The 25,289-nt window shown below is 42.7% G+C and carries 17 protein-coding genes; 4 read left to right on the top strand and 13 right to left on the bottom strand.

The features are described from left to right. Positions 1-260 precede the first annotated feature (260 nt). From RWN13_RS09500 to RWN13_RS09475, 6 genes are all read right to left on the bottom strand, one after another. Complete coding sequence (locus RWN13_RS09500) at positions 261-1,211, bottom strand: N(4)-(beta-N-acetylglucosaminyl)-L-asparaginase (protein WP_314062655.1); 951 nt, start codon at positions 1,209-1,211, stop codon at positions 261-263. A gap of 154 nt (positions 1,212-1,365) precedes the next feature. Then, on the bottom strand, positions 1,366-3,828 hold the full coding sequence (locus RWN13_RS09495) for a hypothetical protein (protein ID WP_314062653.1): 2,463 nt from the start codon (positions 3,826-3,828) through the stop codon (positions 1,366-1,368). 89 nt (positions 3,829-3,917) lie between these two features. Beyond that, entirely contained in the window at positions 3,918-5,540 is a 1,623-nt protein-coding gene (locus tag RWN13_RS09490) for an extracellular solute-binding protein (protein ID WP_314062650.1), read from the bottom strand. Between the two features lie 67 nt (positions 5,541-5,607). Continuing rightward, positions 5,608-6,522 (bottom strand): carbohydrate ABC transporter permease, encoded by a 915-nt coding sequence (locus RWN13_RS09485; RefSeq protein ID WP_314062648.1) that lies wholly within the window; start codon positions 6,520-6,522, stop codon positions 5,608-5,610. A 13-nt stretch (positions 6,523-6,535) separates the two neighbouring features. Further along, a complete protein-coding gene (locus tag RWN13_RS09480; protein WP_314062646.1) occupies positions 6,536-7,477 on the bottom strand; it encodes an ABC transporter permease subunit in 942 nt (313 codons plus the stop codon). Positions 7,478-7,669: 192 nt separating this feature from the next. Beyond that, positions 7,670-8,995, bottom strand: coding sequence for an alpha-L-fucosidase (locus RWN13_RS09475; protein WP_314062644.1), 1,326 nt, complete (start codon positions 8,993-8,995; stop codon positions 7,670-7,672). Positions 8,996-9,158: 163 nt separating this feature from the next. On the opposite strand from RWN13_RS09475, the gene RWN13_RS09470 reads away from it, so the two are divergent. Continuing rightward, positions 9,159-9,641 carry a hypothetical protein gene (locus RWN13_RS09470; RefSeq protein ID WP_314062643.1) on the top strand — a complete coding sequence of 161 codons (483 nt, stop codon included), beginning with the start codon at positions 9,159-9,161 and terminating at the stop codon, positions 9,639-9,641. Positions 9,642-9,696: 55 nt separating this feature from the next. Further along, entirely contained in the window at positions 9,697-11,940 is a 2,244-nt protein-coding gene (locus tag RWN13_RS09465) for a glycoside hydrolase family 3 N-terminal domain-containing protein (RefSeq protein WP_314062642.1), read from the top strand. Positions 11,941-11,985: 45 nt separating this feature from the next. On the opposite strand, the gene RWN13_RS09460 is transcribed toward RWN13_RS09465, so the two are convergent. From RWN13_RS09460 to RWN13_RS09435, 6 genes are all read right to left on the bottom strand, one after another. Beyond that, entirely contained in the window at positions 11,986-14,229 is a 2,244-nt protein-coding gene (locus RWN13_RS09460) for an AraC family transcriptional regulator (RefSeq protein ID WP_314062640.1), read from the bottom strand. Positions 14,230-14,297: 68 nt separating this feature from the next. Then, positions 14,298-14,912 carry a DUF624 domain-containing protein gene (locus RWN13_RS09455; protein ID WP_314062637.1) on the bottom strand — a complete coding sequence of 205 codons (615 nt, stop codon included), beginning with the start codon at positions 14,910-14,912 and terminating at the stop codon, positions 14,298-14,300. Between the two features lie 328 nt (positions 14,913-15,240). Next, the gene (locus tag RWN13_RS09450) at positions 15,241-17,310 is read right to left on the bottom strand and encodes a DUF5054 domain-containing protein (RefSeq protein WP_314062635.1); all 2,070 of its coding nucleotides are present in this window, start codon (positions 17,308-17,310) and stop codon (positions 15,241-15,243) included. Continuing rightward, the gene (locus tag RWN13_RS09445) at positions 17,310-19,760 is read right to left on the bottom strand and encodes a hypothetical protein (RefSeq protein WP_314062633.1); all 2,451 of its coding nucleotides are present in this window, start codon (positions 19,758-19,760) and stop codon (positions 17,310-17,312) included. Before RWN13_RS09445 ends, RWN13_RS09450 begins: the two co-directional genes overlap by 1 nt. Positions 19,761-19,792: 32 nt before the next feature. Continuing rightward, complete coding sequence (locus tag RWN13_RS09440) at positions 19,793-20,677, bottom strand: ROK family protein (RefSeq protein WP_314062630.1); 885 nt, start codon at positions 20,675-20,677, stop codon at positions 19,793-19,795. A gap of 12 nt (positions 20,678-20,689) precedes the next feature. Beyond that, positions 20,690-22,420 (bottom strand): class I mannose-6-phosphate isomerase, encoded by a 1,731-nt coding sequence (locus tag RWN13_RS09435; RefSeq protein ID WP_314062628.1) that lies wholly within the window; start codon positions 22,418-22,420, stop codon positions 20,690-20,692. A 182-nt stretch (positions 22,421-22,602) separates the two neighbouring features. On the opposite strand from RWN13_RS09435, the gene RWN13_RS09430 reads away from it, so the two are divergent. Next, positions 22,603-23,322 (top strand): GntR family transcriptional regulator, encoded by a 720-nt coding sequence (locus RWN13_RS09430; protein WP_314062626.1) that lies wholly within the window; start codon positions 22,603-22,605, stop codon positions 23,320-23,322. A gap of 84 nt (positions 23,323-23,406) precedes the next feature. Here the strand turns inward: RWN13_RS09430 and RWN13_RS09425 are convergent, their stop codons facing one another. Next, complete coding sequence (locus tag RWN13_RS09425) at positions 23,407-23,595, bottom strand: hypothetical protein (protein ID WP_314062623.1); 189 nt, start codon at positions 23,593-23,595, stop codon at positions 23,407-23,409. A 568-nt stretch (positions 23,596-24,163) separates the two neighbouring features. Between RWN13_RS09425 and RWN13_RS09420 the strand changes: the two genes are divergently transcribed. Further along, positions 24,164-24,484, top strand: coding sequence for an SWIM zinc finger family protein (locus RWN13_RS09420; protein WP_314062620.1), 321 nt, complete (start codon positions 24,164-24,166; stop codon positions 24,482-24,484). Positions 24,485-25,289: the final 805 nt, after the last annotated feature.

The following is a 25,289-nucleotide window of genomic DNA, read 5'->3' as shown; positions in this document are numbered from 1 at the left end:
GTGGGACAATTGTCCCACCCTCCGATATTTTTACGTACATTGTACAATAGACGCGCTCCAAAAGTCTGCTCTCTTCGACCGTCACGGCTTAAGGCTTTAGCGTTTAGCGATTGATGCGATCGGAACGAAGTGTAGTGTCCCTTATCTTTATTTGCTGCCGTTATTCTTGCCAATTTATTGTCTTAGAAATAAGGGACATCGCAGAGAGTTAAGGCTTTACGCTTCAATCTCACGACTTTATGTCCCGGCTTGCTATCCGACTAACTCAAAGGCTTTTTAATTCGCAAATCATACGCCTTTAACCACTCTTTAGTGGCTACCACTATCTCAGTCCGATTGCCTTCTGGTCTAGCAATATAAACTTCTGGGGCTTCTGTCTCTGTGGCTACTACAAACGAAAATTCCACATTGGTGGCAATCCCCCACTGACCTTGAGGATTCATACACACTAATGACAAAGCTCCGGCTTTGCTCTTCCGTTCAACCAACTTATCATTAAAACGATAAACAGCTTGATCCACGGCTGCTTGAGGTGAGAGTCCTTCTCCCATTAAGCGTACCGTCTCGTAACTCAAACAGCCCTTCATTAAATCTTCTCCTAAACCTGTCGCTGTGGCCCCTCCAATCTGACTGTCCACATAAAAACCAGAACCAGATAAAGGGGAATCACCGACACGTCCTCTTTTCTTCATAAATAAGCCGCTACTAGAGGTCCCCGCCACCATCTTCCCTGCTTGATCCAAAGAAATCATTCCAACTGTATCATGACCATCATATGGACTTAAATTATTTTTTTGAACCTCTTCTAATCGTAATTCCCAGAGACGCTTCGCACGCTCTGTGACCATCTCTTGTTGCTCAAAGCCCTGTTCCTTCGCGTATTTAGTCGCACCTAAACCAACTAAAAACGAATTGAATCGTTCGTGACTTAAGGCTTCAGCCACAACAATCGGGTTTTTAGTCTCCTGAATCCCTGCTACAGCACCGATATCCAAGGTATCCCCATCCATAAAAGCCGCATCTAACTCTAATTGCCCCTCTTCATTTGGCAAACCGCCAAACCCCACTGATTTATAATAGGGATAATCTTCCACCATTTTAATCGCTTCGACAAGTGCTTGATTAGCAGTCACACCTTTTGCTAATTCTGCTGTCATTTTCACAACCCCTTCATAGGCCATTCGCCAAGTTGCAATCATTCCAAATGACATGTAGTAAACCCCTTTCAATTCTGTTATTATACTCGATTATAACTAGTATATACTATGTTGTAAACACCATTTCAAAAAATAATCTCTTATCACCCCTCTTCTCAAAAAAGCTTCACGCCAGAATCAGCGTGAAGCTTTTCCCCAAGAACAAAAACTAATTACCAAGAATGCCAGTAGCAATTTCCTCATCACGCGGATTATAGGCAATGGTCACAATCCCTTCATCCACTTCATGGGCCAGCACCACCAAGTCCTCAGGGCTTTGTTCACCTCTCACGCTTACCACATCAAAAGCAAACTCATAAAAACCAGCCAAGTCTACCTTAAAGTTAGTTTCCCAAATATTGTTCATCACCCAAGCGTAAACATCAGCCTTATTTTTCGACTGAGTCCTTTCGCTAGCTAACTCTATATCATGATGCTCTAAGTCTCCCAAAGTTATCAAAGGGGTATCTTTTATGCCAATGATGATGCCCCCTGTCCCATCGGTATAAACCAAGCCCGTATCATGCATATAAAAATCGATGTTTGTGCCAGGTAACTGATCAATCGCTGGTCTAACCAACACCTCCGCTTTTTCAATAAAGAGCTCTGATTCTTCACCATAGCTGAATGGTAGTGGCACATAAAGACTTTCTGGCGCCCACTCATTGTCCTTCTGAACGCGCACGCTAACTTCAATCTTAGGACTATTTTTATAGACGTTGTAAAACACACTATACAGCTGAGTTCCCTCTAACTGATAATCCAGTTTTATGGTGGCAAAAACCGCCCCGTCGGCAACCACTTCCACAAAAACTAAGCGAGCAGCATGGCGCTCCGCAATTCGACCTTTGCGATTGCGGCCCATTCGCCGTCTTTCGGTACAAGGGTCTGTGCGAATAGGGGTTTTTTCATAGACCCCTTGAAATGGCCCATGAACCCCATCAGGAGATACTAGTTCACGATTGCTTTGTTTATCCCAGAGACTTTTAAGCCCTTTGTCAGAATCAAACTGCAAGATAAAATAAGCCGTCTCAACTTGATGACTCGTCACTGAATTGTGATACCCTTTGTGTGAGACCAAATCGGCAATCGAATCAGCTGCCACAGCAGCCTGGTTAAGAAATTTAGGGTAACGATTAGGCTTGATGACTCGTCTCAATTGGACCAAACGTTCTTCCTTTGGTTCCAGAGAGATCAAAAATGCCACTTCTTTGCCCTTAGATGTTTCCCGCGTTTGACTGGGAATTACCTCTCCTGTCCGACAATCAACTAACTCGGCAAAGTCTTCCTTGGCACCGGCATAATACGAATCATCTACGGTCTGCCAGTGTTTCATGTAGATCCGCCCCACATCACTAAGAGATGTTTCATGAGGATTGATGACTTTAAAATAACTTTGACGGTTCATTTGTAAAGGCTCTTCCCCTCGCTCCTCTAAAACATCATCAAGATGTTCCGAAATCAAGCGGTGACCATTCGCCGAATAAGCGCTTTTCCGAAAATCCAGCTCGTTCACATTGGAGTCCCATGGCTCAGCCGTAGACGAATGGTAACTCCATGTGTGTTCCGCGTACATCAGCAAGGCCTCTTCCCCTTCTGCTAAAAAGCGACTGCCTTTTTTCGGAGCCAGCTTCTTAGCAAGGCGGCGTTTCCGTTGGGCATCACGGTATAATTTAGTAGCGGCTGGCGTCGTTCCCACTCCATCAGCCCACCAATCCGGCCAATCACCACGATAAGTTGGAAATGATAGCTCTTTTTGGCGTAACTCCTTGAAAAATTGATTTAAGGTCACCAATCTTATCTCAACCTCTTGACCATGGACCTGATTCCAACGATGAATCCCTTCCATCATCCGCGGATTTGGCGGCGCATTGTCGGTCACAATGCCGGAAATCATTTGGGGAATAAAATCATAGGGATAGTCTTCCTCTGCTAGACGCTGGAATAAATCAGCCACCCGCTCTTCCGTTAAAGCAAATTGGCGCTCCTCTTCGGCTTTTGTATAACCGTCCAAGCCGTACTGCTGACTTTGATCGCTATTGGGAATCAAGAAGAAATCATTGCCAATTTGATAATGATCGCCACTCCACACCAGAATTTTTTCACCCTTTGGCATCTCCCACCAAAAAGGCACTTGCTTCTGATACAGAGGGAACATTCCATGATGAGTATGCGTATTGCTAAAAAAGTTTTCAATCCCCGTCTCCGCCATCGCTTCTCCATAACCCCAAGAGGCTCCGTTAATATCAGCTGTCATAGCAGAATTTAAGCTAACGCCCAACTGATCCCCGTAAGCTTTTGCCTCGACAAACTTTTCTTGTAAACTATCACGGTCCACTAGATCATTCACATTTAAATAGGTCAAGGAAATATCGATGGCCCCTTTTTTGACGTACTCATTAAACGTTTCCCGCTCTGCTGCCGTACTGTGTGCTAAAAATTGTTCCACTTGCCAATAATTTTCACAGGTGTAATTATAACCAGACCATTCCGCCTTCTCACCTGCTTCTATTTGATCAAGTACACCAATCACTTCTTTAATATAATGCCGGTGATAACGACTGATTTTTTCCTGACGATCCGTATAGCCAATATCTGTATGGGAATGATGGATCAAATAAAGTGTTTTCATCTTACTGAGCTCCTTAGCTTAATTTAAAAAGGAGTGAGACAGAGGTCCCACTTCCTTTAATTTTCATAACTGTTTGCCTAAATAACCTACTACTTAGCTTTGGCCCACGTGTCGTAAGCTGATTGGTAAACCGAAACATACTCTTTTAAACCCATTGATTCAATGGTTTCCACGTATTTATCCCAATTGGCAATTGGTTCCACGCCAGTAATAAATTTCGCTTCCATCTGCTCCACATAGGTTTTCAAGTCCACTTCCACGGCACTTACTTTATCCTGTTCTTCTTTTGACAAGTAGACTAACGGATAAGGCACTTCTGCGAAAGGCACGATTTTTGCTTCTGTTTCTTCTTTAATAAATAATTCAAAAGGTTTTTGATCTGGATCATTGGCATTCACTTTAGGTGAGGGAATCGTCATATCTAAAGCTGGTGCGGCAATGCCGTATGCCGGTGTGATTGTGCCACGTTTTTCTTCGGTCTTCGTAACGTCGACGCCTTCAGCATAGACCCGCACTTTTTCACCCTTATCATTTTCCGCGTATTCCCATAATTCCCCTTCTGGCCCTTGATTAAGGAATTGATACCCTTCTTCCGTGAAGAAGTAATCAACCCAACGTAAAGAGGCTTCTGGGCTTGGATTATTTTTAGTAATCGCAAAGGCACCACGGACTAGTCGAGGACTACCAGGGACAACGGTCTCTTTACTAATGTCACTTGAGAGAGGATAAAACATTGGATTGGCTAAGGCTTCTTCTTCGGTCTGGCCCGTTGTGAAGAAAGAGAACCAGTCTGGGAAAACACCTAAGACATTATTTTGACCTTTGGCTTTGCGCTGTTCATCCGATTGAGAATAAACCTCTTTGTCCAATAAATCTTCTGTGTATAATTTGTTCATAAAAGTCACAAATTCTTTGTAGTTTTCCGTCACAGGACTGTAACGAACTTTGCCATTTATCTCTTCAATCCCCTGATTTTTCATGCCAAAACTAGCCATCAACCACGGTCTCGTACTATCTAGTTTCGTATCTGTCAAAGGAATTTCATCTTTTTTGCCGTTTCCATTTGGGTCTTCATCACGGAATTTCACTAGCAACTCATAAAATTCATCGGTATTTTTAGGCAACTCTTTCACACCTACCGCTTTTAACCAGTCACCACGGTACCACATTGGGCCACGAGGCCAAATCGCTGAATCTCCACGAGACACAACTGGCAAGGAATAAATATGACCATCTGGTGTCGTAATCGACTGTTTAATCGTTGGATCTTCTTCCATTAATTTATTTAAATTAGGTGCGTACTTAGGAATCAGCTCCTCTAAAGCCACTAAAATCCCTTGAGAGCCGTAATCCACTTCCATGGCAGGGGTTAAATTCGAGGTACCAGCACCAAAGATAATATCCGGCAAATCACCACTGGCAAATGCCAAATTAAGTTTAGTTGGGAAATCCGTTAAAGGTGGCGTAGTATATTTAAAGCTAATATTAGTCATATCCGCATACTCCGTTAAGGTTGGCATATCTTTCCACTCTGCCATCCCTGTGCCTGGCCCCATCATGGTCATCTCAAGCTTCTCTTTGGTAATCGGAAAACCTGTTTCTTCCACTTTCACATTACTTTGCTTTTTCTCATCCTTGCTTTCTTTACTACCACAACTGACTAAGATCGTCGACAAGAGCAAGATGCTTAACCCTGTTAATGCTTTTTTCATGATCCGTTTCTCCTTTTCTTTCATCTGTTTGTGTTCCTAAGATACAAATGGTTTACCAAAAGCTGGATTAGCCCTTAAGCGAACCAACCATAACTCCTTTAACAAAATATTTTTGTAAAAATGGATAAGCCACAATAATAGGTAAGGTCGATACTAACATCACCCCGTATTTAATGACTTGAACCAACTGTTGCTTACTGTACAACATCTCTGCCATACTGGCTGACATATTGCCGACTTGGGAGGATGACAGATCTTGCAGAACTAAGATTTCTCTTAAGACCATCTGCAAGGGATAAAGTGCTTTATCCGATAAATAAATTAACGCACTAAAGTAGCTATTCCAATGTCCCACACCATAAAACAAGGCCATAACAGCGACAATCGGCATCGACAAGGGCAAGACAATTTTAAAGAATAAATTAAAATCCGTACAGCCATCAATTATCGCTGCTTCTTCCATTTCTCTAGGAATCGTTGACTGGAAGAAGGTTCTTGTCACCACAATATTATAGACAGAGGCTGCATTGGGAATAAGCAACGCCCAAATCGTATTATTCATCCCCAATCCTTTGACGATTAAATAACTAGGAATTAAACCACCACTGATAAACATTGTCACGATCAAAAAATTCATAAATAATTTTCTGCCGTAAAAATCCACTCGAGCCAAGGCATAGGCACACGGCAATGTCACAATTAAATTAATGGTAGTGCCTAATGTTGTATAAATAATGGTATTTAGATAACCTCTCCATATACTATCATTTTCAAATATCGTCTTATACCCTTCAAAGGTAATATTTTTAGGCCATAACCACATTTTCCCCGAATTAACCAACTGTGGGTCACTGATTGATGCGCTAATAATGTACAACAGCGGGTAGAGCACCACAATTAAAGCCAAGACAAGAAAGACATAGACCACGCCTGTAAATATTTTATCAGTTTTACTTTCCTTGATTGTTTTTGTCGTTAACATCTCGTGACCTCCTTTACCATAGACTAACTTCACTGACTTTACGGGATATTTTATTGACGATGATTAACAAGGCGGCATTAATAACGGAATTAAATAACCCAACTGCTGAGGCATAACTATATTGACCGTCCAACAACCCCTGCTTATAAACAAAGGTCGCAATCACGTTGGATGCTTCCAAATTCAACGGGTTCTGCAACAATAAGATTTTCTCGTGACCCATGGCCATTAAACTTCCCACATTCATAATCAATAAAATGACCATCGTAGGAATAATCGTCGGCAAGTTAATGTAGAAAATCCGTTGTAACCTGGAAGCCCCATCGACGGTTGCCGCCTCATGAAGCTGTGTGTCTACTCCTGATAAGGCCGCTAAATAAATAACTGATCCCCAACCTGTAGACTGCCAAACACCCGACCAGACATAAATGTGTTTAAACCATTTCGGATCGGTCATAAAGGGAATTCGCTCCATGCCAAGCCATTCCAAAAAGTGATTAATCAGACCTGTTGACGGTGATGTAAAGGAAATCAACATCCCGACTAATACGACGACTGAAATAAAGTTCGGCGCATAAGTAACGGTTTGAGTAAACTTCTTAAAAAAACCCTCCTTGGCTTCATTCAATGCCAAGGCTAAAATAATTGGCAAGGGAAAACCAACAATTAAGGAATAAAAACTAATCCCTAAGGTGTTCTTAATTAATTCCCAAAAGTAATAAGAATCAAAAAATCGTTGAAAATGTTTGAACCCTACCCAAGGGCTGTCCCAGATTCCTAAAGAAGGCATATAATCTTTAAAAGCAATAATGACCCCGTACATCGGCCCATAATGAAAAATCAAGAAAAATAGAAAAGCTGGTAATACAAAGACATATAATTGCCAACTCGACAAGACTCGTTTCAGGCCACCATTTTTCTTTTTGCTAGCAGGTCCAAGTTTTTCCGCTGCCATTCTGTCAACTCCTTTCATAAGTACTGCTTTTTATTGAGGCAATCAGTCTCACCCAATTGTGTAATCGGATTCACGACTCCTTCATCATAATTCCTTTGGTCCTCATTTCACAATATGTAAGATTTGCTTTGATTATCTGATGGTAAAAGTCCTTAATGACAGCCTTTTCATCATCAAACTATGTCTTTCTTGTCATTTTTTTAGCAGTTTAATCCCATAATAACCCAGGGTCTCCGGACAGCTTTCCGGTAATTGGATGGCTCCCTCGATATTCAGCTCTTTGCCACTTTTCATGTCAATGACTCTGTCTATCTCAGAAAGATTCAGAGACAACTCAGCAAGAGTTACCATCTTAGGAAAAGATTCCGCCACAGATATAAAAGCGTAATAGGCGTCTTCTTTGCGGGTGACTAACCAACTGCCCATCGTCCCAAACATACGGGTGCCATAAATCCCCTGGCCATAAATTTTCAGCCAACTTCCCAAATCTGCTAAAATCTGACGTTCTTGATCCGTTATGGTTCCTTGAGGGGTCGGTCCAACACCTAAAACTAAATTGCCTCCTCTAGCCACTACCTTAACCAAGGTCTCAATCACCTCTTGACTGCTTTTAAAGGTATCATCAGGATTAAAGCCCCAGTCATTTCCCAAAGGAATGTTGCTTTCCCAGACTTTTTCCGGCAACTCTGATAGCTCGGGAATTTTCCGTTCCGGTGTCACGTAATTTTCATGACGCCCACCCATTGTCCGATCGACAATAATCAAATTAGGCTGGATCTCTCTGGCAATCTCCGCAAATTTGTCCATCTGCAAGTCTTCTTTGCCTTGCCCACTCCAGCCGGCATCCAACCACAGAAAATCTAGTTCACCATAGTCATGGGTGATTTCATAAATTTGCTCATGGACAAATGTCACATATTTTCCCCAAATTTCCGGATAGCGTGAGGTATCATAACTAGCTCGTCGCCCCTTAACAGACTCATCTGGTAACCAATAATAGGGAGAATGCCAGTCTGCTTTTGAATAGTAAGCTCCAACGGCGATTCCTTCCTGGCGAAAGGCCTCAAATATGGCCTTTAAAGGATCTGGACCTTCATAAGGACTGTCCTTGCCACCTATTTTATAATCCGTTGTCTGGGTGTCATACATATTGAAGCCATCGTGATGCTTAGTCGTGACTAAGAGATACTGAACGCCTCCTGCTTTACAAATCTTAGCCCAAGTCACTGGATCAAAGTCCTTTGGATTAAACACTTTATTTAAGTCCCAGTAATCTCGTTGCAGTTCTTTCATGTCCTCTCGCCAAGGGATGGGCTCTCTGGCCCACTGATCCTCCTCTGACAACTGCCAAGATTCCACGATTCCCGCCTCGGCATATAAGCCCCAATGCATGATAACGCCCAGCTTTAAATCCTGAAACCACTCCAAGCGTTCTTTTAACATAGCCGTTTCTGGGTATGTCCCTTCAACAGCTACTGTCTCTTTAGTCAATTCAATATCGCCGCGATTCTCTGACATTCTCATCCCTCGTTTCTTACGTGATACTTTCAATATAAAGGGCAATCCCCCTTTCATCAATGTGTGTTTTTTTCTGACTATGTACTACATGGAAACCCCTTTCATCTCTTAGGTAAAGGACGTACAATGATGATGTAGCACTTAGATGAAAGGAGGTTGCCACATGAATCGAACATACAAATGGTTGCTGGTGGGATTCGGGTTATTGCTCATCGGCGTGTTAAACCAACCAAAACCCCTGCTCTTAGGAAAAACGCCTGTCGATGTGATTGGCTCCATAACCGATGAAACCGAGATAGCTGCCGCCATCGATGTGATTCAACAGAATTTAGATGCCGCTACAACTAAGGACATTGATACCTACGTCAGCACCTTGATCGAGACTGCCCAGGAAGAATCCCGAACTGAAATCGGGCAATTTTTTGAAGATTATAGCTTGGAACACACCATTCTCGAGGTTAAAGTAGTCAAACAAACACCCTCGGAAATCATGCTGAAAGTCAGTCAACAAACCGTGACTCAACCAGGTCAAAAACAGAAAAAAAACTATCGCAATCATATTTCCGAAGCCAATCACACCTTAATTAAAGAACAGGGACAATGGAAAATTGCCGAAACCGCCATGAGCGATACTCGCTTTATCTAGGGTTCACCGTAATCGGCTTCGCCCCATCATCCCGACAACAGAAAGGACGTTACACATGAAGGCAGAATCACTGTTAAAAGAAATGACCTTAAAAGAAAAAGTAGGCCAATTAAACCAACGGCTCTATGGCTGGCAAACATTCGAGAAAACTGACCAAGGCATTCAACTGACAGAACTCTTTAAAGAAGAAGTCGCTCGCTGGGACGGTATGGGTGTTCTTTACGGCGCTTTTCGTTCAGATCCCTGGTCAGGACGAGATTTAACCACAGGCTTATCCACAGAAGAAGCCCAACAATACGTCAAGCTAGTCAATGACTATATTCAGACACACACTCGCTTAAAAATCCCTATCCTTCTGGCAGAGGAAGCGCCTCATGGCCATCAAGCTCTGGATGCCACCTCCATGCCAGCAAACATCACCACCGGCCAAACTTGGAATCCTCAGCTTCTGGAACGCTCCCAAAGATTAGTTGCCCAAGAACTGAGAATAAAAGGGGCTCATCTAGGACTAGTCTCAACTTTGGATATTATTCGAGACCCTCGCTGGGGACGATCGGAAGAAGGCTTTAGCGAAGACCCCTACTTGGCTTCTGTCTATACCCAAGCAACGGTCAAAGGTTTTCAAGGGCAGGACGTAGGACCGGAGAACGTCTTAGCAGTCCTGAAACACTTTGCCGCCCAAGGAGATGGCATGGGTGGTCACAACGCAGCTCCGGCGTCGATCGGCCCACGAGAGCTGTGGGAAATTCATTTACCTGCCATGGCTGCCGGCATTGAAGCAGGCGCCAAAGTCTGCATGGCTGCTTACAATGAAATCGACGGAGTCTTATGCCACGCTAATAGCCATTTATTAAACACTATCTTAAGAGAGCAACTCCAGTTTACTGGAGCGGTTATGTCTGACGGCTGCGCTCTTGATGGCTTGATTCGACTAACGGGCTCCCCAGCCAAAGCCGCTGCTCTGGGCTTAACTAGTGGTGTCGATATCAGTTTATGGGACAATGTTTTCCCCTATCTTGAGGAAGCTCTAACAAAGGGCTATCTGACAGAAGAAGCCCTTGACCGTGCCGTCTTGCGAGTCCTTAAATTAAAAGAAGAACTCGGCCTTTTAAGGGAGTCACCCAGCTTGTTTGCCACCACAACAGTCTCCCCAAAAGAGCAGCAAGAACTAGCCGTCCAACTAGCGGAAGAAGGCACCGTTTTATTAAAAAATCAGGGCATTTTGCCATTGGACTTAGGCCAGCCCACAACCATTGCCTTAATCGGACCAAATGCCCATAAACTTTATAATCAGTTGGGAGACTACACCCCTTACAAAAAAGAAACCAACTGCCGAACCGTTTTAGAAGGCATACAAGAAACCATTCAAGAATCAACTATCACATTAGGCTATGAACAAGGCTCTGAGGTTACTAGTCCGCTTCCGCAAGGGATCGATAAAGCGCTTAAATTAGCGGCCCAATCCGAGGTGATTATTTTAACACTAGGAGGTTCTAGCGCCCGTGATTTCAATACCGAATTCGATGACAACGGCGCCGCCCTCAGTGGGTCAGGCCAAATGAACTGTGGAGAAAACATCGACTTAAGTCAACTGGCTTTGCCCTCGTCTCAAATTGAGCTAATTGAAGCCCTGGCTCCCCTAAATAAACCGATGATCGCCCTGTTGATTCAAGGTCGACAACACAGCATTAGTGCCATTAGCCACCACTTTCAGGCCATACTCAATTGTGGGTACCCTGGAGAACAAGGAGGCACGGCGATTGCCAAGCTACTTTTCGGCAAAAGCGTTCCTTCGGGTAAATTAGCCATGTCCATGCCAACTTCCAGTGGTCAGCTACCGATTTATTATAATTACAAAGACAGCCAACACAAAGAAAACTATTTTGATGATGACGGCAAAGCCGCCTTTCCATTTGGCTTCGGCTTGTCTTACAGCAGCTTCCAACTCAGCCCAGCCACAGTTAACCGGCAAGTGCTGTCAGCTCAGCCTACTGCTAGTCAGAACCTAACCGTCAGCCTAACCATTAAAAATACCGGCCAGTATCCGGCAGCTGAAGTCGTTCAAGTTTACTTTAAACGCAGGCAACTGCCAATCGTACCACGAGTCAAAGAGCTAAAAGCCTTCAAAAAAATCTGGCTAGATCCCGGCGAAGAACAAACCATTCAAATTGAAATCCCCGAGAACAGCTGGCCGATTTACAGCTTAAACAACCGCATGGAGCTAGTCCCTCATCTGATTGATCTATCAGTGGAAGCGACTAATTACCAATGCCTAATACCTGTGGAAATCAGTGAATAAAAGACCCCTTGAAAACCTAAAACGGTTTTCAAGGGGCTTTTCTTATTAATTCGATTGGGTCTTTAAGCGGTCATTTTGCATTTGCTTTCGATATTGGCCAGGTGTCACCCCCACAATATTCTTAAACTTGCGGGTATAATTAGACACGTCATAATAACCGGCACTGGTGACAATGTCTTTGATGGCATCGTCCGTATTGATCAATTTATCCTTAATGTAGTTTAAACGTCGCTCTTGAATGTATGTTGAAAACGTAATCCCTGTTTCTTCCTTAATAAAACGACTTAAATAAGAAATGGAAAAATCAAATTCAATGGCAATTTGCTCCAAGGACAGATCATGAGAACGAAAATGTTGATTCAAATAAACAATGATAGCCGATTCTAACTGCGTGGTTTCAGCCACCTTACGAGCCGACATATTTTGACACAACTTTGCCGCCAATTCTAACAACTCCTGACGAAGACTTTCCGGTGAGCGATACTCCACAATTTCATTAAAATGATCCAGTAACTCTTCAAAGCCTAATGAACTAATGGCATTAATCACAGTGCTTAAGGCATCAAAATAATAATACTTAGCTTCAAAGGTGGTCATCGTGGCGATTGACGAGTGGCTAAAAATCGTGTGAAGGGTTTCGGTTACCACTGTTTCATCCCCCTGATGAAGGCTTTGAGTTAGCTTACTTTTTAACTCGCTAGGGATGCTAAGAAACTGAGGTTGGGAATAAATAATGTCTTTATAGAAAAACACAGAGGCCTTCGTATTGGTTTGATGAAACTCATTTGCCGAAATCGCCTCAATATAAGAACGGTTAACATATATTAGCTGATGATAGACACCCCCTACATCCAACTGAACATCTTCATCCAAGCGCTCATCCAAGATTTCTTTCATTTCCTTGACTTGCTTTAGATGATCCGTCACATTAGTGCCAACAATCAATGCCAACTGTTTTTTCAAGGGCAACTCGACAGCATGAATCTCTGTTTGGCCCATCTTTAGAGGAAATCCATTTAAAAGAACGGTCTTTTTCTTAACATTATCTTCGATTTTGGCTGAAAACTGACTATCTAGCAACATCACATAAAAGTGATTGCCCTTTAATTCAATGGATAATTCAGCCATCTTAGCCTCTAAATGAGACTCATCTTTAAATTTGCCATCAATGAGCTTACCAAAAAAATAATCAGTCAAATACGCCTGTTGCTGACTTAAGGCAGCATTTAACGTCTGCTGTTCGGTTACAAAATGACTCAGGCGACGCTCGATTAAGGTCAACTCATCATCTTCTGTTTTTTCTTCTTGATTCGTAATTTTTTTAAAGGCATTGTCCAGTTGCTTAATGGGACGGTATTGCCGCAAGCCCATAATATAGCTTAAGCCAAATCCCATCAGCAAAAAGAGGGCAATTAAGACATAAAACAAATTGCGAATGTTGGCCAGTGGTTGTAAAAATTGTTTGGCATCCACTATTTTGACAAAGGTCAGTCCCGTCAATTCAGACGTTAACGATGATAGGTGGTACGTTTGTTTATCAAAGACCACTTCTTCTTTCCCTAACAAGGAGGTATCAAAGGTTTTAAAGGGGATTGAGGCGTCTGAGGCATTAATTATTTGGCCTTCTTGATTAATGATCAAGGCACTGCCAGTATAATCCATCATCAAATTGTTTAACATTCGCTGAAGCTCCGCCTCTTGAATAAAATAAAAAGCCGTGCCATACATCGAGCCACCACTGGTAAGCGGTCGGTAATACTGAAGAAGAGAATCACTTTGCCCAGCAAGATTACCGTAACTGACTTTAACAGTCGGAATCGTTTCTTCAAAACTGGCAGCCAAACTAGCATTATCCAATTCAAAGCGGGCGTACTTTTTTTCCGTTAAAGAAGACAAACTCTGAGTCCCATTGCTGGAATAGATATGATCACTGTTGCGATAGTGAATAAACATCTCACTGATGAAGGTGTTGCTGGCTTGTAATTTGCCTAATTCAGAACGTCCTTCAATACTATAATAAGGGTGTTCCAACATAAAATTACTCAAACTGGGATTTAACTTAATATTATCAGATAGTTTGTCCAATTCGCTAAAGCGCTCATTTAGCATGGTATCCACTTGTCGTAAACTATTTAAATTGGCCGTTTTCAATTGCTTCTCCATCCCCAAGACAGAGGAATAGTAGAGAGCTAAGGTTAAAATTAAAAAAGGAATCAAAAAGATGGCTAAATATGAAAAAAAATACCTAAATAACAACCCGTTGCGACATTTATTAATAAACTTCTTCACTTTCTCTCCCCCTCATAGTTCCTTTCCTGACATTGTCTACGCTTAAATAATTGAACAAAGAACGTTCCTTACACTAGCTTCCGCAACTCCACTTTTTTCATGGCTTGATAAGCAAACCAACTGACCGGCAAACAAAAGAGGGGCATACCAGCGACAACTGCCAAGATCGGTAAAAAAGTCACTACGATAACCACCAGTAAAAAACCTAATAACATGGCAATCGTTTCGATGATATTGGTAAAGAAAAAGAAAAAGGCCTGCTTCAAATAATTAACCGTCGATAGCTCATAGCGAGCAAAAATCGGAAAAACATAAAGAGCGGTCCCTAAGACTAAAATAAATAAGGCCACTAAAAAATAGTGCAAAAGATAGACGTGTATAAACTGTTTGGATATTTGCAAATCCAATAAAACCACTCCAAGAGCAGCCGTCAAGCCATAGCCTAGCTGATTGAGCACCTTCATATTTTGACGGTAAAAAGTCCCAAAGACTTCTTTTATCGACCGGTCTGAAGCAGGTTCGCTTAACCACTGATAAACGATTTTAAACACAGTTCCGGTAGCCGGGAATAGGCCTAAAACCACCCCTCCTTTTAGGGTATAAAGGACCCAAAACAACTGTAACTGCCATAATTTTAACAGCCACTCACCTATTCTAACACTTTGTTTCGCAAAACCGTTCATTCTGATCCTCCTTCTTTAAACATGTAAGCGCTATTAGAAAAACATAGTTTACACTATACCGTTCTCAATAAAAAAAAGCAATATACTGCGTCATTTCACAAAGTCATGACCACTACTAAGACTTACTTCCCTTTTGAAGACGCTATCAATTCAGCATAACCAAATTGATTTCCCTCGTCGTCCATCCGATAACAAAAAATAAGCTTATTACCAGTTTAATGCAAGTCAGCCAGGGCCTCAATATGTAACTTTTGCAAGGTATGTCATATCCTCATGACCTTAAAAACACGGAACCTCTAGAGGTTCCGTGTTTTTAAGATATTCTAGCTTACGCTAATGTCATTTCAACCCGATACAACATATCATCTTCAAACCAAGCTGGGAAATTAGTGCCCCAGACATTATTGTGCAAGTTAACGTAAATCCCTTCATTTAATGATAACTGTTGATTATCGAATTGCAATAACCCTCGACGACCAAAAGAAAACAAGGGGGCATCCACACTCTTAATACGTCTCTGCCCTTCGATGCCGTCATAGGATAATCCTTTCTGGGAGACGTGGAGATTGCGATTGCCATTTTCCACCACATCGTAAGGGGATACGCTCGTTCCCAGCTTATCCATTTGCCAGCGATAAGGGTTGGCAACTTGCAAACTAGTTTCCAACCAATAAGCTTCTGGCATCTTATTAGCTTGCTTACCATGCCACTGAAGACACAGTTTAACCGTCTTCTTAGCTAAATCAACTTCGTAAACTAAGCGGTTGTTCGTTGGTAACCCCCACATCTTCTGTTGGTAACTTGTGTAACTCAAATCAAAGGCAATGGTCACCAGTTGCCCATCAGACTGAATCACGGAGTCGGCGATCATCGGTTTGATTAACTCATAACGAATGTCCTGAAAAGCTTCAATCCCCCGCTTAGCAAAGTCAACTAAACACCAACTAGAGGTCCACCTTGTCAACCGACTATAGCGACTTAAAAAGTCGCTATAATTAGCAAAATCAAACCGTTCATAAGAGAGTCCCCCAAATTCCCGACCCTCAGCTATTAAATTGCGTCCATTAAGCTGAAGCCGATTGAGCCCCCCTGTTGTCGAAAAGCTTAAGGTCAGCTCACCGAATTGGTACAGACGACCCGGCATCACGTTCTCTCCCTTTTCCAAAGGAATTATCGAAGGCAGAGACAAGACTTTTTTCGCTACCAGTTGCCGTTCCTGACTCAAACAAGCAACTGCCGCTGTTAGATAATCCCGCTGTTCTTGCCAGGATTCTTCATACAACCCATAAGAACGTTTAGGACGAAAGACTTCTGACTCAATGTCTGTGCTAATCAATGCCATTAAATCACCAAAGTCCATCGTAGAGCGATCGTGATTAAACGTAATGACATCTCGTTGGCGAGCAGCCTGAAAATCCTCGATTAAATAATTGGTATAATCCGGCAAAAAGACATTACCATTGCCACCCCAAGTGTGTTCTGCCACTAACATCAGTTGCTCTGAAAAATTCTGATATTCCTGACTTGATACCGTCCATTGCCCATCTGCCAGCCACTGATCACGCAACCGCAGCAAGCTCAAATAATCGGCAATTTTTTTCGGATCTGAGGCTACACCATGAATCCACGTATCACCAATTTCTTCTTCAATCACCGGCAGAGTCTGCCGCTTCTCCCAAGCTGATTCGGCAAAATCATCCAAACTTGAGGCCACTATCACTGCCTCTGGATGTTCTTTCCCTAACCGAGCCATCAACTCAATCACTTCCTGACTGTCCTTTGGTGGCCCTGCATTGTCGTGACTATGGGCAAAGTATAACATCTCATCCCAGCCCTCACGAATAAACGTCTCCCCGTAATCCTGAGCATAGTGGACGACTAGTTCCGAACCATCTTGGTTGCGCCATAGAAACATTTCAGGCACGTTAGGTAAAGCTGAGCTGGCGTTAACCCCAATGTGAAGGTACTTCAAGCCAGCCTTGGCCATTAGTGGCACAATCCCAATGGTGTGCCCAGGTACATCCGTTAACTTAGCCGCTACTGTTCGGGTACCATATGCCTGATCCAAGTTTTGAGACAGTGACAGCCCATATTCAAATAGAGGCTGGTCCATCAATTCACTATGGAAGGTCACTGGCAAACCATGCCACTTAATTGTACCTCGCTTAATAGCCTTGACCATGCGCTTCTTGTCACTTTCACTGACTTCGGGATGATTCAAATAGAAATGAATCAACCAAGACCCTGTCGTCCAAACAAACTGTTCCGGTACCTCTTCTCCAATTTGTAAAGCTCGGGGAATAAAATCCGTTAAGTACTGCTGAACTACCTCTTTCGCTAAATCCGTAAACCCAATATCCAAATGGGTTTTAAATACCACATGCAAGGTTTTTGTCATTATCTTGTCTCCCTTTCCAGATCAGTCGGATTATAGGCAATGGTAATAATGCCTTCGTTTAACTCGGTGGCTTTTTCAATTAATTCAGTCGGTGTTTGACCTGCCATTAGGAATAACTGATACTCAAATTCGTAAAAACCAGACAAGTCCACTTTAAAATTGGTCTCCCAAAAATTATTCATCGGCCAGGAATAAACCATCTCTTTATTTTTGGAGGCCGTTGACCGTGAACATAACTCCACCAAATGACTGTCCAGCGCCCCTAAAGTAATCAAAGGTGTATCTTTAATGGCTACCACTAAGGCATTTTGACCGTCAGTAAACGTTAAGCCATTGTTTAACAAATAGAAGTCCGTATTCGTTCCCGGTAGCTGATCGATGGCAGGACGGAAAATCGTGCCACTCTTCTCCACATAAAACTGACTGTCATCTCCATAGCTAAAGGGCAGTGGCACATAAAGATTTTCCGGTGCCCACTGATTGTCCTTTTGAATTCTAAGGGTGGCATTAATTTGAGGCAAATCTTTATACCCACGCAAGACCACCGTATACATCTGAGTCCCTGTTAATTGATAAGTCAATTCAAAAACCGTATATAAAGGACCGTCACTCGTGACTTTCACACCAGTCAATTCTGCAAAAGATCGCTCCGTTACCCGGCCCTTACGATTGCGCCCCATAATACGTCGTTCCGTACAGGCATCAGTCGTAATCGGCGTCACTTCATAGACCCCAGCAAAAGGCGCTTCACGATTCTCTTGCAACAAGCTTTGTCCTGTTCTCTTGTCGATTAACGACTCAATCCCTGCATGGTTAATGGTTAATTTAAAATCAGCCGTCTCCATCCCATAAGGAGAGACTAGATGATCATACCCTTCATAAGAAGCCACATCAGCCACTTGTTCTGTGCCAATGTAAGCGTGATTCCAATTTTTTCGAGCGCTTTTAGTTGTCCGACGTAAGCGAACCAACCGTTCTTCCTTGGCTTCTAAAGGAATCAAAAACTCAATTTCCTTGCCTAATGACGTATCCGCTACTTGAGAGGGAATCACCTCCCCTGTCTGACAATCCACCACCTCAACAAAGCCATTTGTTTCCAGATGGAAATAGGAATCATCCACCTGCTCCCAATGTTTGATGTAAATTCTGGCATGTTCTGTGACCGGTCGCTGATGAGGATTGATCACCTTATAATAAGGCTGGCGATTCATCTGAATCGACTCTTCCCCCATCCTAGCCAAAATCTCATCTAGATGACGGGAAACCGCACTGTTGGCGTTAATGGCGTAAGCCGCCTTACGATAATCCAAATCATTGACGAACGTGTTCCACGGCTGGCCCACAGAAGAATGATAGCCCCAAGTGTGCTCGGCGTACATCATCAAGTCTTGTTCCGCCTCCACCAACCAGTCCTTTTTGCCTAATATAACTGACGGATCTAACTTATTAGCAAGACGATATTTGCGTTGAGCGTCTCGATAAATTTTTGTAGGAGCCGGTGTTGACCCCACACCATCGGCCCACCAATCAGCCCAGTCACCACTGTAAGTTGGTATCTCTAAGGGTTGCTGGCGCAAGAAAACAAAAAACTCATTTAAGGTCACGAGCTTGATTTCAATCTCCGAGCCATGGCGTTGATTCCACTTATGAATGGTTTCCATCATCCGTGGATTTGGCGGCGCATTATCTGTCACGATCCCACTGATCATCGCAGGCACAAAATCATAGGGATAGCCCTCTTCAGCCAAGAGCTCAAAGTGAGCAAAGACACGCTCTTCTGTCACCTTAAACTGAGCCTCTGCCTCCCGTTCACCATAACCATCAAGCCCATATTGCTTCGACTGATCAGAATTAGGCACTAACAGAAAATCATTGCCCGTTTGATAATGATCGCCGTTCCAAACTAAAACTTTATTCCCTTGCTGCGTTTCCCACCAAAAAGGCAGTTGCTTTTTAAATAGCGGAAACATCCCGTGATGAGTGTGAAGGCAAGAAAACAGATTCTCAATGCCATTTTGATAGAGAGCCTCGGCATAGCCCCAGGAAAAGCCGTTAATATCAGCCGTCATCGCTGAATTAGCCTCTAGTCCCAGTCCCGCCACATAACGACGGCCTTTGGCAAACATCTTATTCAGAACCCCATCATCGACTAATTCCGTCATATTTAAATAGCTCAGTGATATATCGATCCAGCCTTTTTTAACAAAATACTCAAATTGAGCTTGTTCTTCCGGGGAGCTGTTGGCCATAAATTGTTCCACTTGCCAATAATTTTCACAGGTGTACTTAAAGCCTTCCCACTCAGGACGAGTTCCCCCTTCAATCTCCGTCAAACACCTCATAACACTTTTAATAAAATCAACATGATAGCGACTAATTTTTTCCTGACGATCCGTATACCCAATATCTGTGTGGGAATGATGGACTAAATACAATGTACGTTTTGACATAATCTTCTCCTTCGCTTCTTTTTTCGACTGTTTTATTTGGCTTGAAGCAACGTGACTAATCCTTGAAGTGTGGCTAAACTGGTGTTTTGACTTTTACGAATCGCCAGATTTTCCCTAGCTAAGGCCCTAGAAAAATAAGCCAAACTACCACTTATTTCACCACCAAAAACTAGCTCATCTGGTTTAAACTCAGTAATAAAAGGGTCCAATGCTTCACGAATCCATTGACCAAACTCAGCAAATACCCTTAAAGCTCCTGCCTCCCCTTCTTCAGCTTTAAGAAATAACTCGTAACCTGTCAACCCTTCTGGATAGAATTCCCGACTTAAGAGCTGCAGCCCATTAGCCGACAGATAATCATCCACTCGACTCTCCTTAAAAGGACTGTCATATAACATGCCTTGCTCATTCAAACCATAGCCATGAATCAATTGGCCATCGGCAATAAAAGCCGAGCCACAGCCTGTGCCCAATGTCAGATAAATCCCTCGGCCAGGTGCCTGACTGTGCCGTTGATCATACTCGCCTAACCCAAAAGAAGTGGCATCATTTTCAAATATAATCGGAACTTCCAGCTGAAAATACTCGGCTAGCCAGCCCTTGATTAACGCCTTTAAATTAACCCCGTAAATCTCATCATATTTCCGCATGCCCTTCATTAAACTATGGCCTTCCAGATAATTAAAGGGACCAGGAAATGCCACTCCCACACCGAGAAGCTCATAGCCTTGAGCTAGCAACTCCTGATTGACCGAGACGATAATCTCCTTAAAATTAGCCAAAATCATCGCTTGGCTTCCCTGGGCTTGAGCGGGAAACTCACGATTAACAATCAATAAAGGCTCTCCTTTTTCATTTAGCCCATTAACCTTAACCGTGGTTCCTCCCACATCCATTAAAAAATAATAACCACTCATCTCATCACTTCCCTATCTGACATAAGCCTTCATTGTTTGCAGCGTTTGCCCTAGACTGTCGCCGCTGGGGCTAATGCGGTAAGTTTTAATGCTTTCAGGAATGATCACCGTCTGAGCATAGTGAAGCTTAAAGGGAGCAAAGGAACCATCCACACTCTCCACCAGAGCCTCCTGACCTTCCACTAAATTTAAGACATTAACACTGCCATGATTGTCATGGACAACCGGAACGGAAAACGTATGGCGACGAGTTTCAATAAATTCCGTTTCATGCAACCCCGTCCGCTCCTCCAGCCAGCCATCCCCCGCAGCCACTACCACAAAAGGATTGACCAACTCTCTTTTAACCCACTCCTCATCACGACGAATGTCGATATTCGGCTCCCCGTGATTTAAGTGAACCGGCCGCGGCAAGCCATCCAAATCAACCCGTCCCCAATCCCACAACTTAAAGGTATAGCGATTGGGAGTGGCGCTGATTTCCAGTACAACGGAATTGGCCCCACTGGAATGAATGGTTCCACCTGGAATCGAATAATGATCATGGGTTTTAACTGGCTGCTGGTAAATAAAGGCTTCATCTGGGAAATTGCCTTCACTCGCTGCTTGCTCCAAAGCCGCCATTAAAGCTGGTTTCGTCACCCCTTGTTTGACCCCTAAATAAACCTTGGCATCCGCTTCTGCATGTAAAATATAATAGCTTTCATCTTGCGTGTAGGTAGCCCCAAAAACATCCTGAGCATACTCCGTCGTCGGATGGACTTGTAAGCTTAAATTAGAACCACCAACCGTGTCCAGAAAATTAAAGCGAATCGGAAAATCAGCCCCAAAACGACCATAGACACGAGGCCCCATCAAGGTCTCCCCATGGAAGTACACCAAATTATTACCAGGCACTTCCATTTTAGCCGAACCAAAGTTGAGAATCAGACTGTTTTCTTCTGGTACCCCATTAAAGCTCCAAGCTAAATTAACCTCATCCCGACGGAAGTTAAACTGCTCCTGCATCCAATGACCACCCCAGACCCCAGGATCAAAAAAGGGCACCAAGGAAAAAGGCTGATAGGCCACTTCCTGCAAGGCCTGGTCATAAGTCTCTCTGCCAACCATCACCCAGTCCGCTTGTAACGTATCCAGAAAATAGTCAACCTGAGGATAAATGCGACGCTTCTGCTTATCCGCCACCCGCCATTCAAAGAAATAACCACGCTTGATCATCCGCAAAGGATCTTCACCAGCATTATTCCCTTGCCAATTACTATACTCCCCCGACCGATAGCGGGTTTGAATCTCCCACCGAGGTAAATCAGCATACAGTAGCAAGTCACTTGGGTAAACTAAACTAGCCCCAACCCCAACAATCCCCACCCGCTGCCCCGACTTTAGAGCGGTTTCAATTCCCTTAACCACAGCAGATTGCTTGACGGGGTCAACGAAGTCACTCAACGAATGATGAGACATACGCCCAAAAACCCGATCATCCGTTAAATTATCAGCGATCATCTCCGTCACCTGTTGACTGTCATAAAAAATCGACTGGCTCTCAATAATTAAATCGAGATCCAATAACGCCAATAATGACTCTTGCAATAACCTTGTATCAACCAAGGGATAACTTTCCATTGTTATAACATTAAGCTCTTCAGTGTCCATCCGCTCTTTAAGCAGCGAAACTATTTCCCCGCCAGAATAAACCGATCCCTGTGTTCCTACCTTTATTTCCGGAAAAAAATCATAAACCACTACAGTCTCCTCCTTAAAAACTAACTTAACAAAATTATAGCACAGCTTTTAAGCCGCAAATGTCTTTTTCAACCTCACTGTTTACGGGCTTTCTCGCCTATTGTTATAACAATAGAACTATAGACGCAATTTTATTATGCTATACTGATAACAACTACTGTAGATTGAAAGGAGCCAAAGACATGCGCCATGACTCAGCCTACCCACTCTATGCCCAAATTGCCGATCAACTACGAGCCAATATTCAAACAGAAAAATGGCAAGAAGGAGAACGCATCCCAACAGAAATGGACCTGTGCGACATTTATCACGTCAGCCGTATCACCATTCGCAAAGCCATTGATGAACTCGTCAGTGAAAACCTCTTGTATCGCCAGCGGGCTAAAGGGACCTTCGTTAAACAGTTTAGCCCAGACACTAACGAATACGCGACTGTCGTCAAAGGCTTTACCCAGGAATTACGAGAACAAGGCAAAAATGCCACCACCTTACAAGCGGACATTAGCAAAAGCCATGCCGATCATAAAATCGCGAAATATTTGCAGATTAAACCAGGAGATGATATTTTAATTCTAAAACGGGTTAGAGGAGACGGCAAAAACATTGTGGCCTTCTTTAAGACACATATCATTTTCCGTGAGGATTATTCCTTAAAATCAAAAGACTACTACGGCTCTTTCTATGACTATCTGGCCACAAAAGACATTCGAGTCAATCAGGAAAATGAATACATCGAAGCGATTTCTGCGACACGGGAACTGCAGAAATTGTTAAAAATTGGGGATAATGAGCCCATTTTGAAACGAGTACGTTTTACCTCTCAAAAAGAAATGAACTTTTTTGAGTATACGGAGTGCTTTTACATTGGCAGTAAGTATCGGTATTATTTGGATTTTGGGTAGAGCGAGCACTTTTCAAAACACAAAGGAAAAAACGCCATCAGGAGTAGTTATTAATCCGATGACGTTCTTTGCTTTTGTTTATCATTATCGACACTTAATGGGTGCTTTTGACTGTAATAAATTAATCATAATACTGATGCCTTCTACTTTTACATCATCGCTACCGCTGCCTTGGATAACATCCATTTCCTCTTCTGTTAAATCCTCAAACTTTTTACCAGAAAATTCATTTTCCGGCACCTCTTTTTCTAAATTATCATCTTTCTTGCTCATGTGACACATCCTTCCATCTATATTATTATTCTAATACTAGAATATTAGAAACACTATTAGTGCTACTTCTTAAATGTGTATAACCAATCCCTGCCAGACCGGTCATCAGATCATAACCTGGCTCGGTTTTCCCCCTTGCAAGTAATCGTTTCCCATGAGTTATAGGTTGCTCTTTATTTGTACAAAATCATGTCTGACATCATTCAATACTTCACAAAAAAATTCAAGCGAGCCCGTTGTACCTGACAAAGGTAATCTCCCTCATAATCATCAGCTAAAACGGCATCCAGCAACTCTTGATAATACTCAAAAAGATTAGGCCTTCTACAACACCAACTGTATCCACTCCAACATAACCAGCAGTAAAAATGGCATTATCAATCTGACCCAATTTAATATTTACTATTAATTCTCCACTCAAAGGCTAAATCCCTTAAATTGATTGTTTTCCCCTAGGCTTACTTTTTTCTTTAGGCGGTACAAAAGGCTTAAACTATTAGCACCTTAATCTAGATTCTTAATTACCAAAACATGTGGCCACTCCATCGATAGTTTGGAAGAATTAGCCTTGGGAAAATTTCCTAAAGAACTGGACTCCTTGTTTACCCTGAAAGGAGACGGTCTCTTTCCCACACCAAACGAAATTAACCTAGATTGTTCCTGCCCTGATTGGGCTGTCATGTGCAAACACGTGGCTGCTGTCCTCTATGGCGTAGGTGCTCGCCTTGACGAAGATCCAACCTTATTTTTCACCTTGCGCAGTGCGCCTTATGAGGCGTTACTGAAACAAGCGGTCGAGAACCGCTTGGAGATGTTATTGGAAAATGCTAATAAACAATCTGACAGAACGATTGATGACAGTCAAATTGGGGATTTATTTGGCCTATAAACCTCGCATCTCATTTCTAATTGACAAATAAAATAAGCCTTAAACCAAGTAAATGCTACTTGGCTTAAGGCTTATTTCTTTTTACATCTGATCAAAATCGGTAAAAGACCACAACTAATGTCAGGCTACTCTGCCGTCCTTTCATCATCCTAGCGCCCTTATTTAAGGTAGCAGGCCTTGCTACCTACACACTTTTTGAAAGACTTATTATTAATCCTAAATACCTTTACAACAGCGTTTTGATAAAACTATCTTATCATTGGCGTTTTTAGTATGTAGCAATTCTCGCTACACACTCTCATTTTTTTTTGCATCTTGATTTTCTTGGTCGATGACCACTTAATTCTCTTTACATGACTCGTTTCCCATCAAGTATCCATCTAAGCAACTTCTAAATTGTAGCAAAACCTGCTACATGCTCTCGTTTTTTGGTGTCATCATTTTCTTAGTCGATGATCACTTAATTCCTTTTACATGGCTCATTCTCCATCAATTATCCATCTAACCAACTTCTAAATTGTAGCAAGTCCTGCTACACACCCTCTTTTTTTTGCATCTTGATTTTCTTGGTTGATGATTCCCTTCATTCCCTTTACATGGCGAATTCTCCATCAAGCATCCATCTAACCAACTTCTAAATTGTAGCAAGTCCTGCTACACACCTTCATTTTTTTGCATCTTGATTTTCTTGGACGATGATTACCTTCATTCCCTTTAGATGGTGCATTCTCCATCAAGCATCTACCTAATCAACTTCTAAATTGTAGCAAGTCCTGCTACACACCCTCTTTTTTTGCATCTTGAT

It is taken from the genome of uncultured Vagococcus sp., assembly GCF_963518325.1.
Lineage (GTDB): Bacteria > Bacillota > Bacilli > Lactobacillales > Vagococcaceae > Vagococcus_D.
This window is presented reverse-complemented; position numbering and strand designations above follow the sequence as displayed.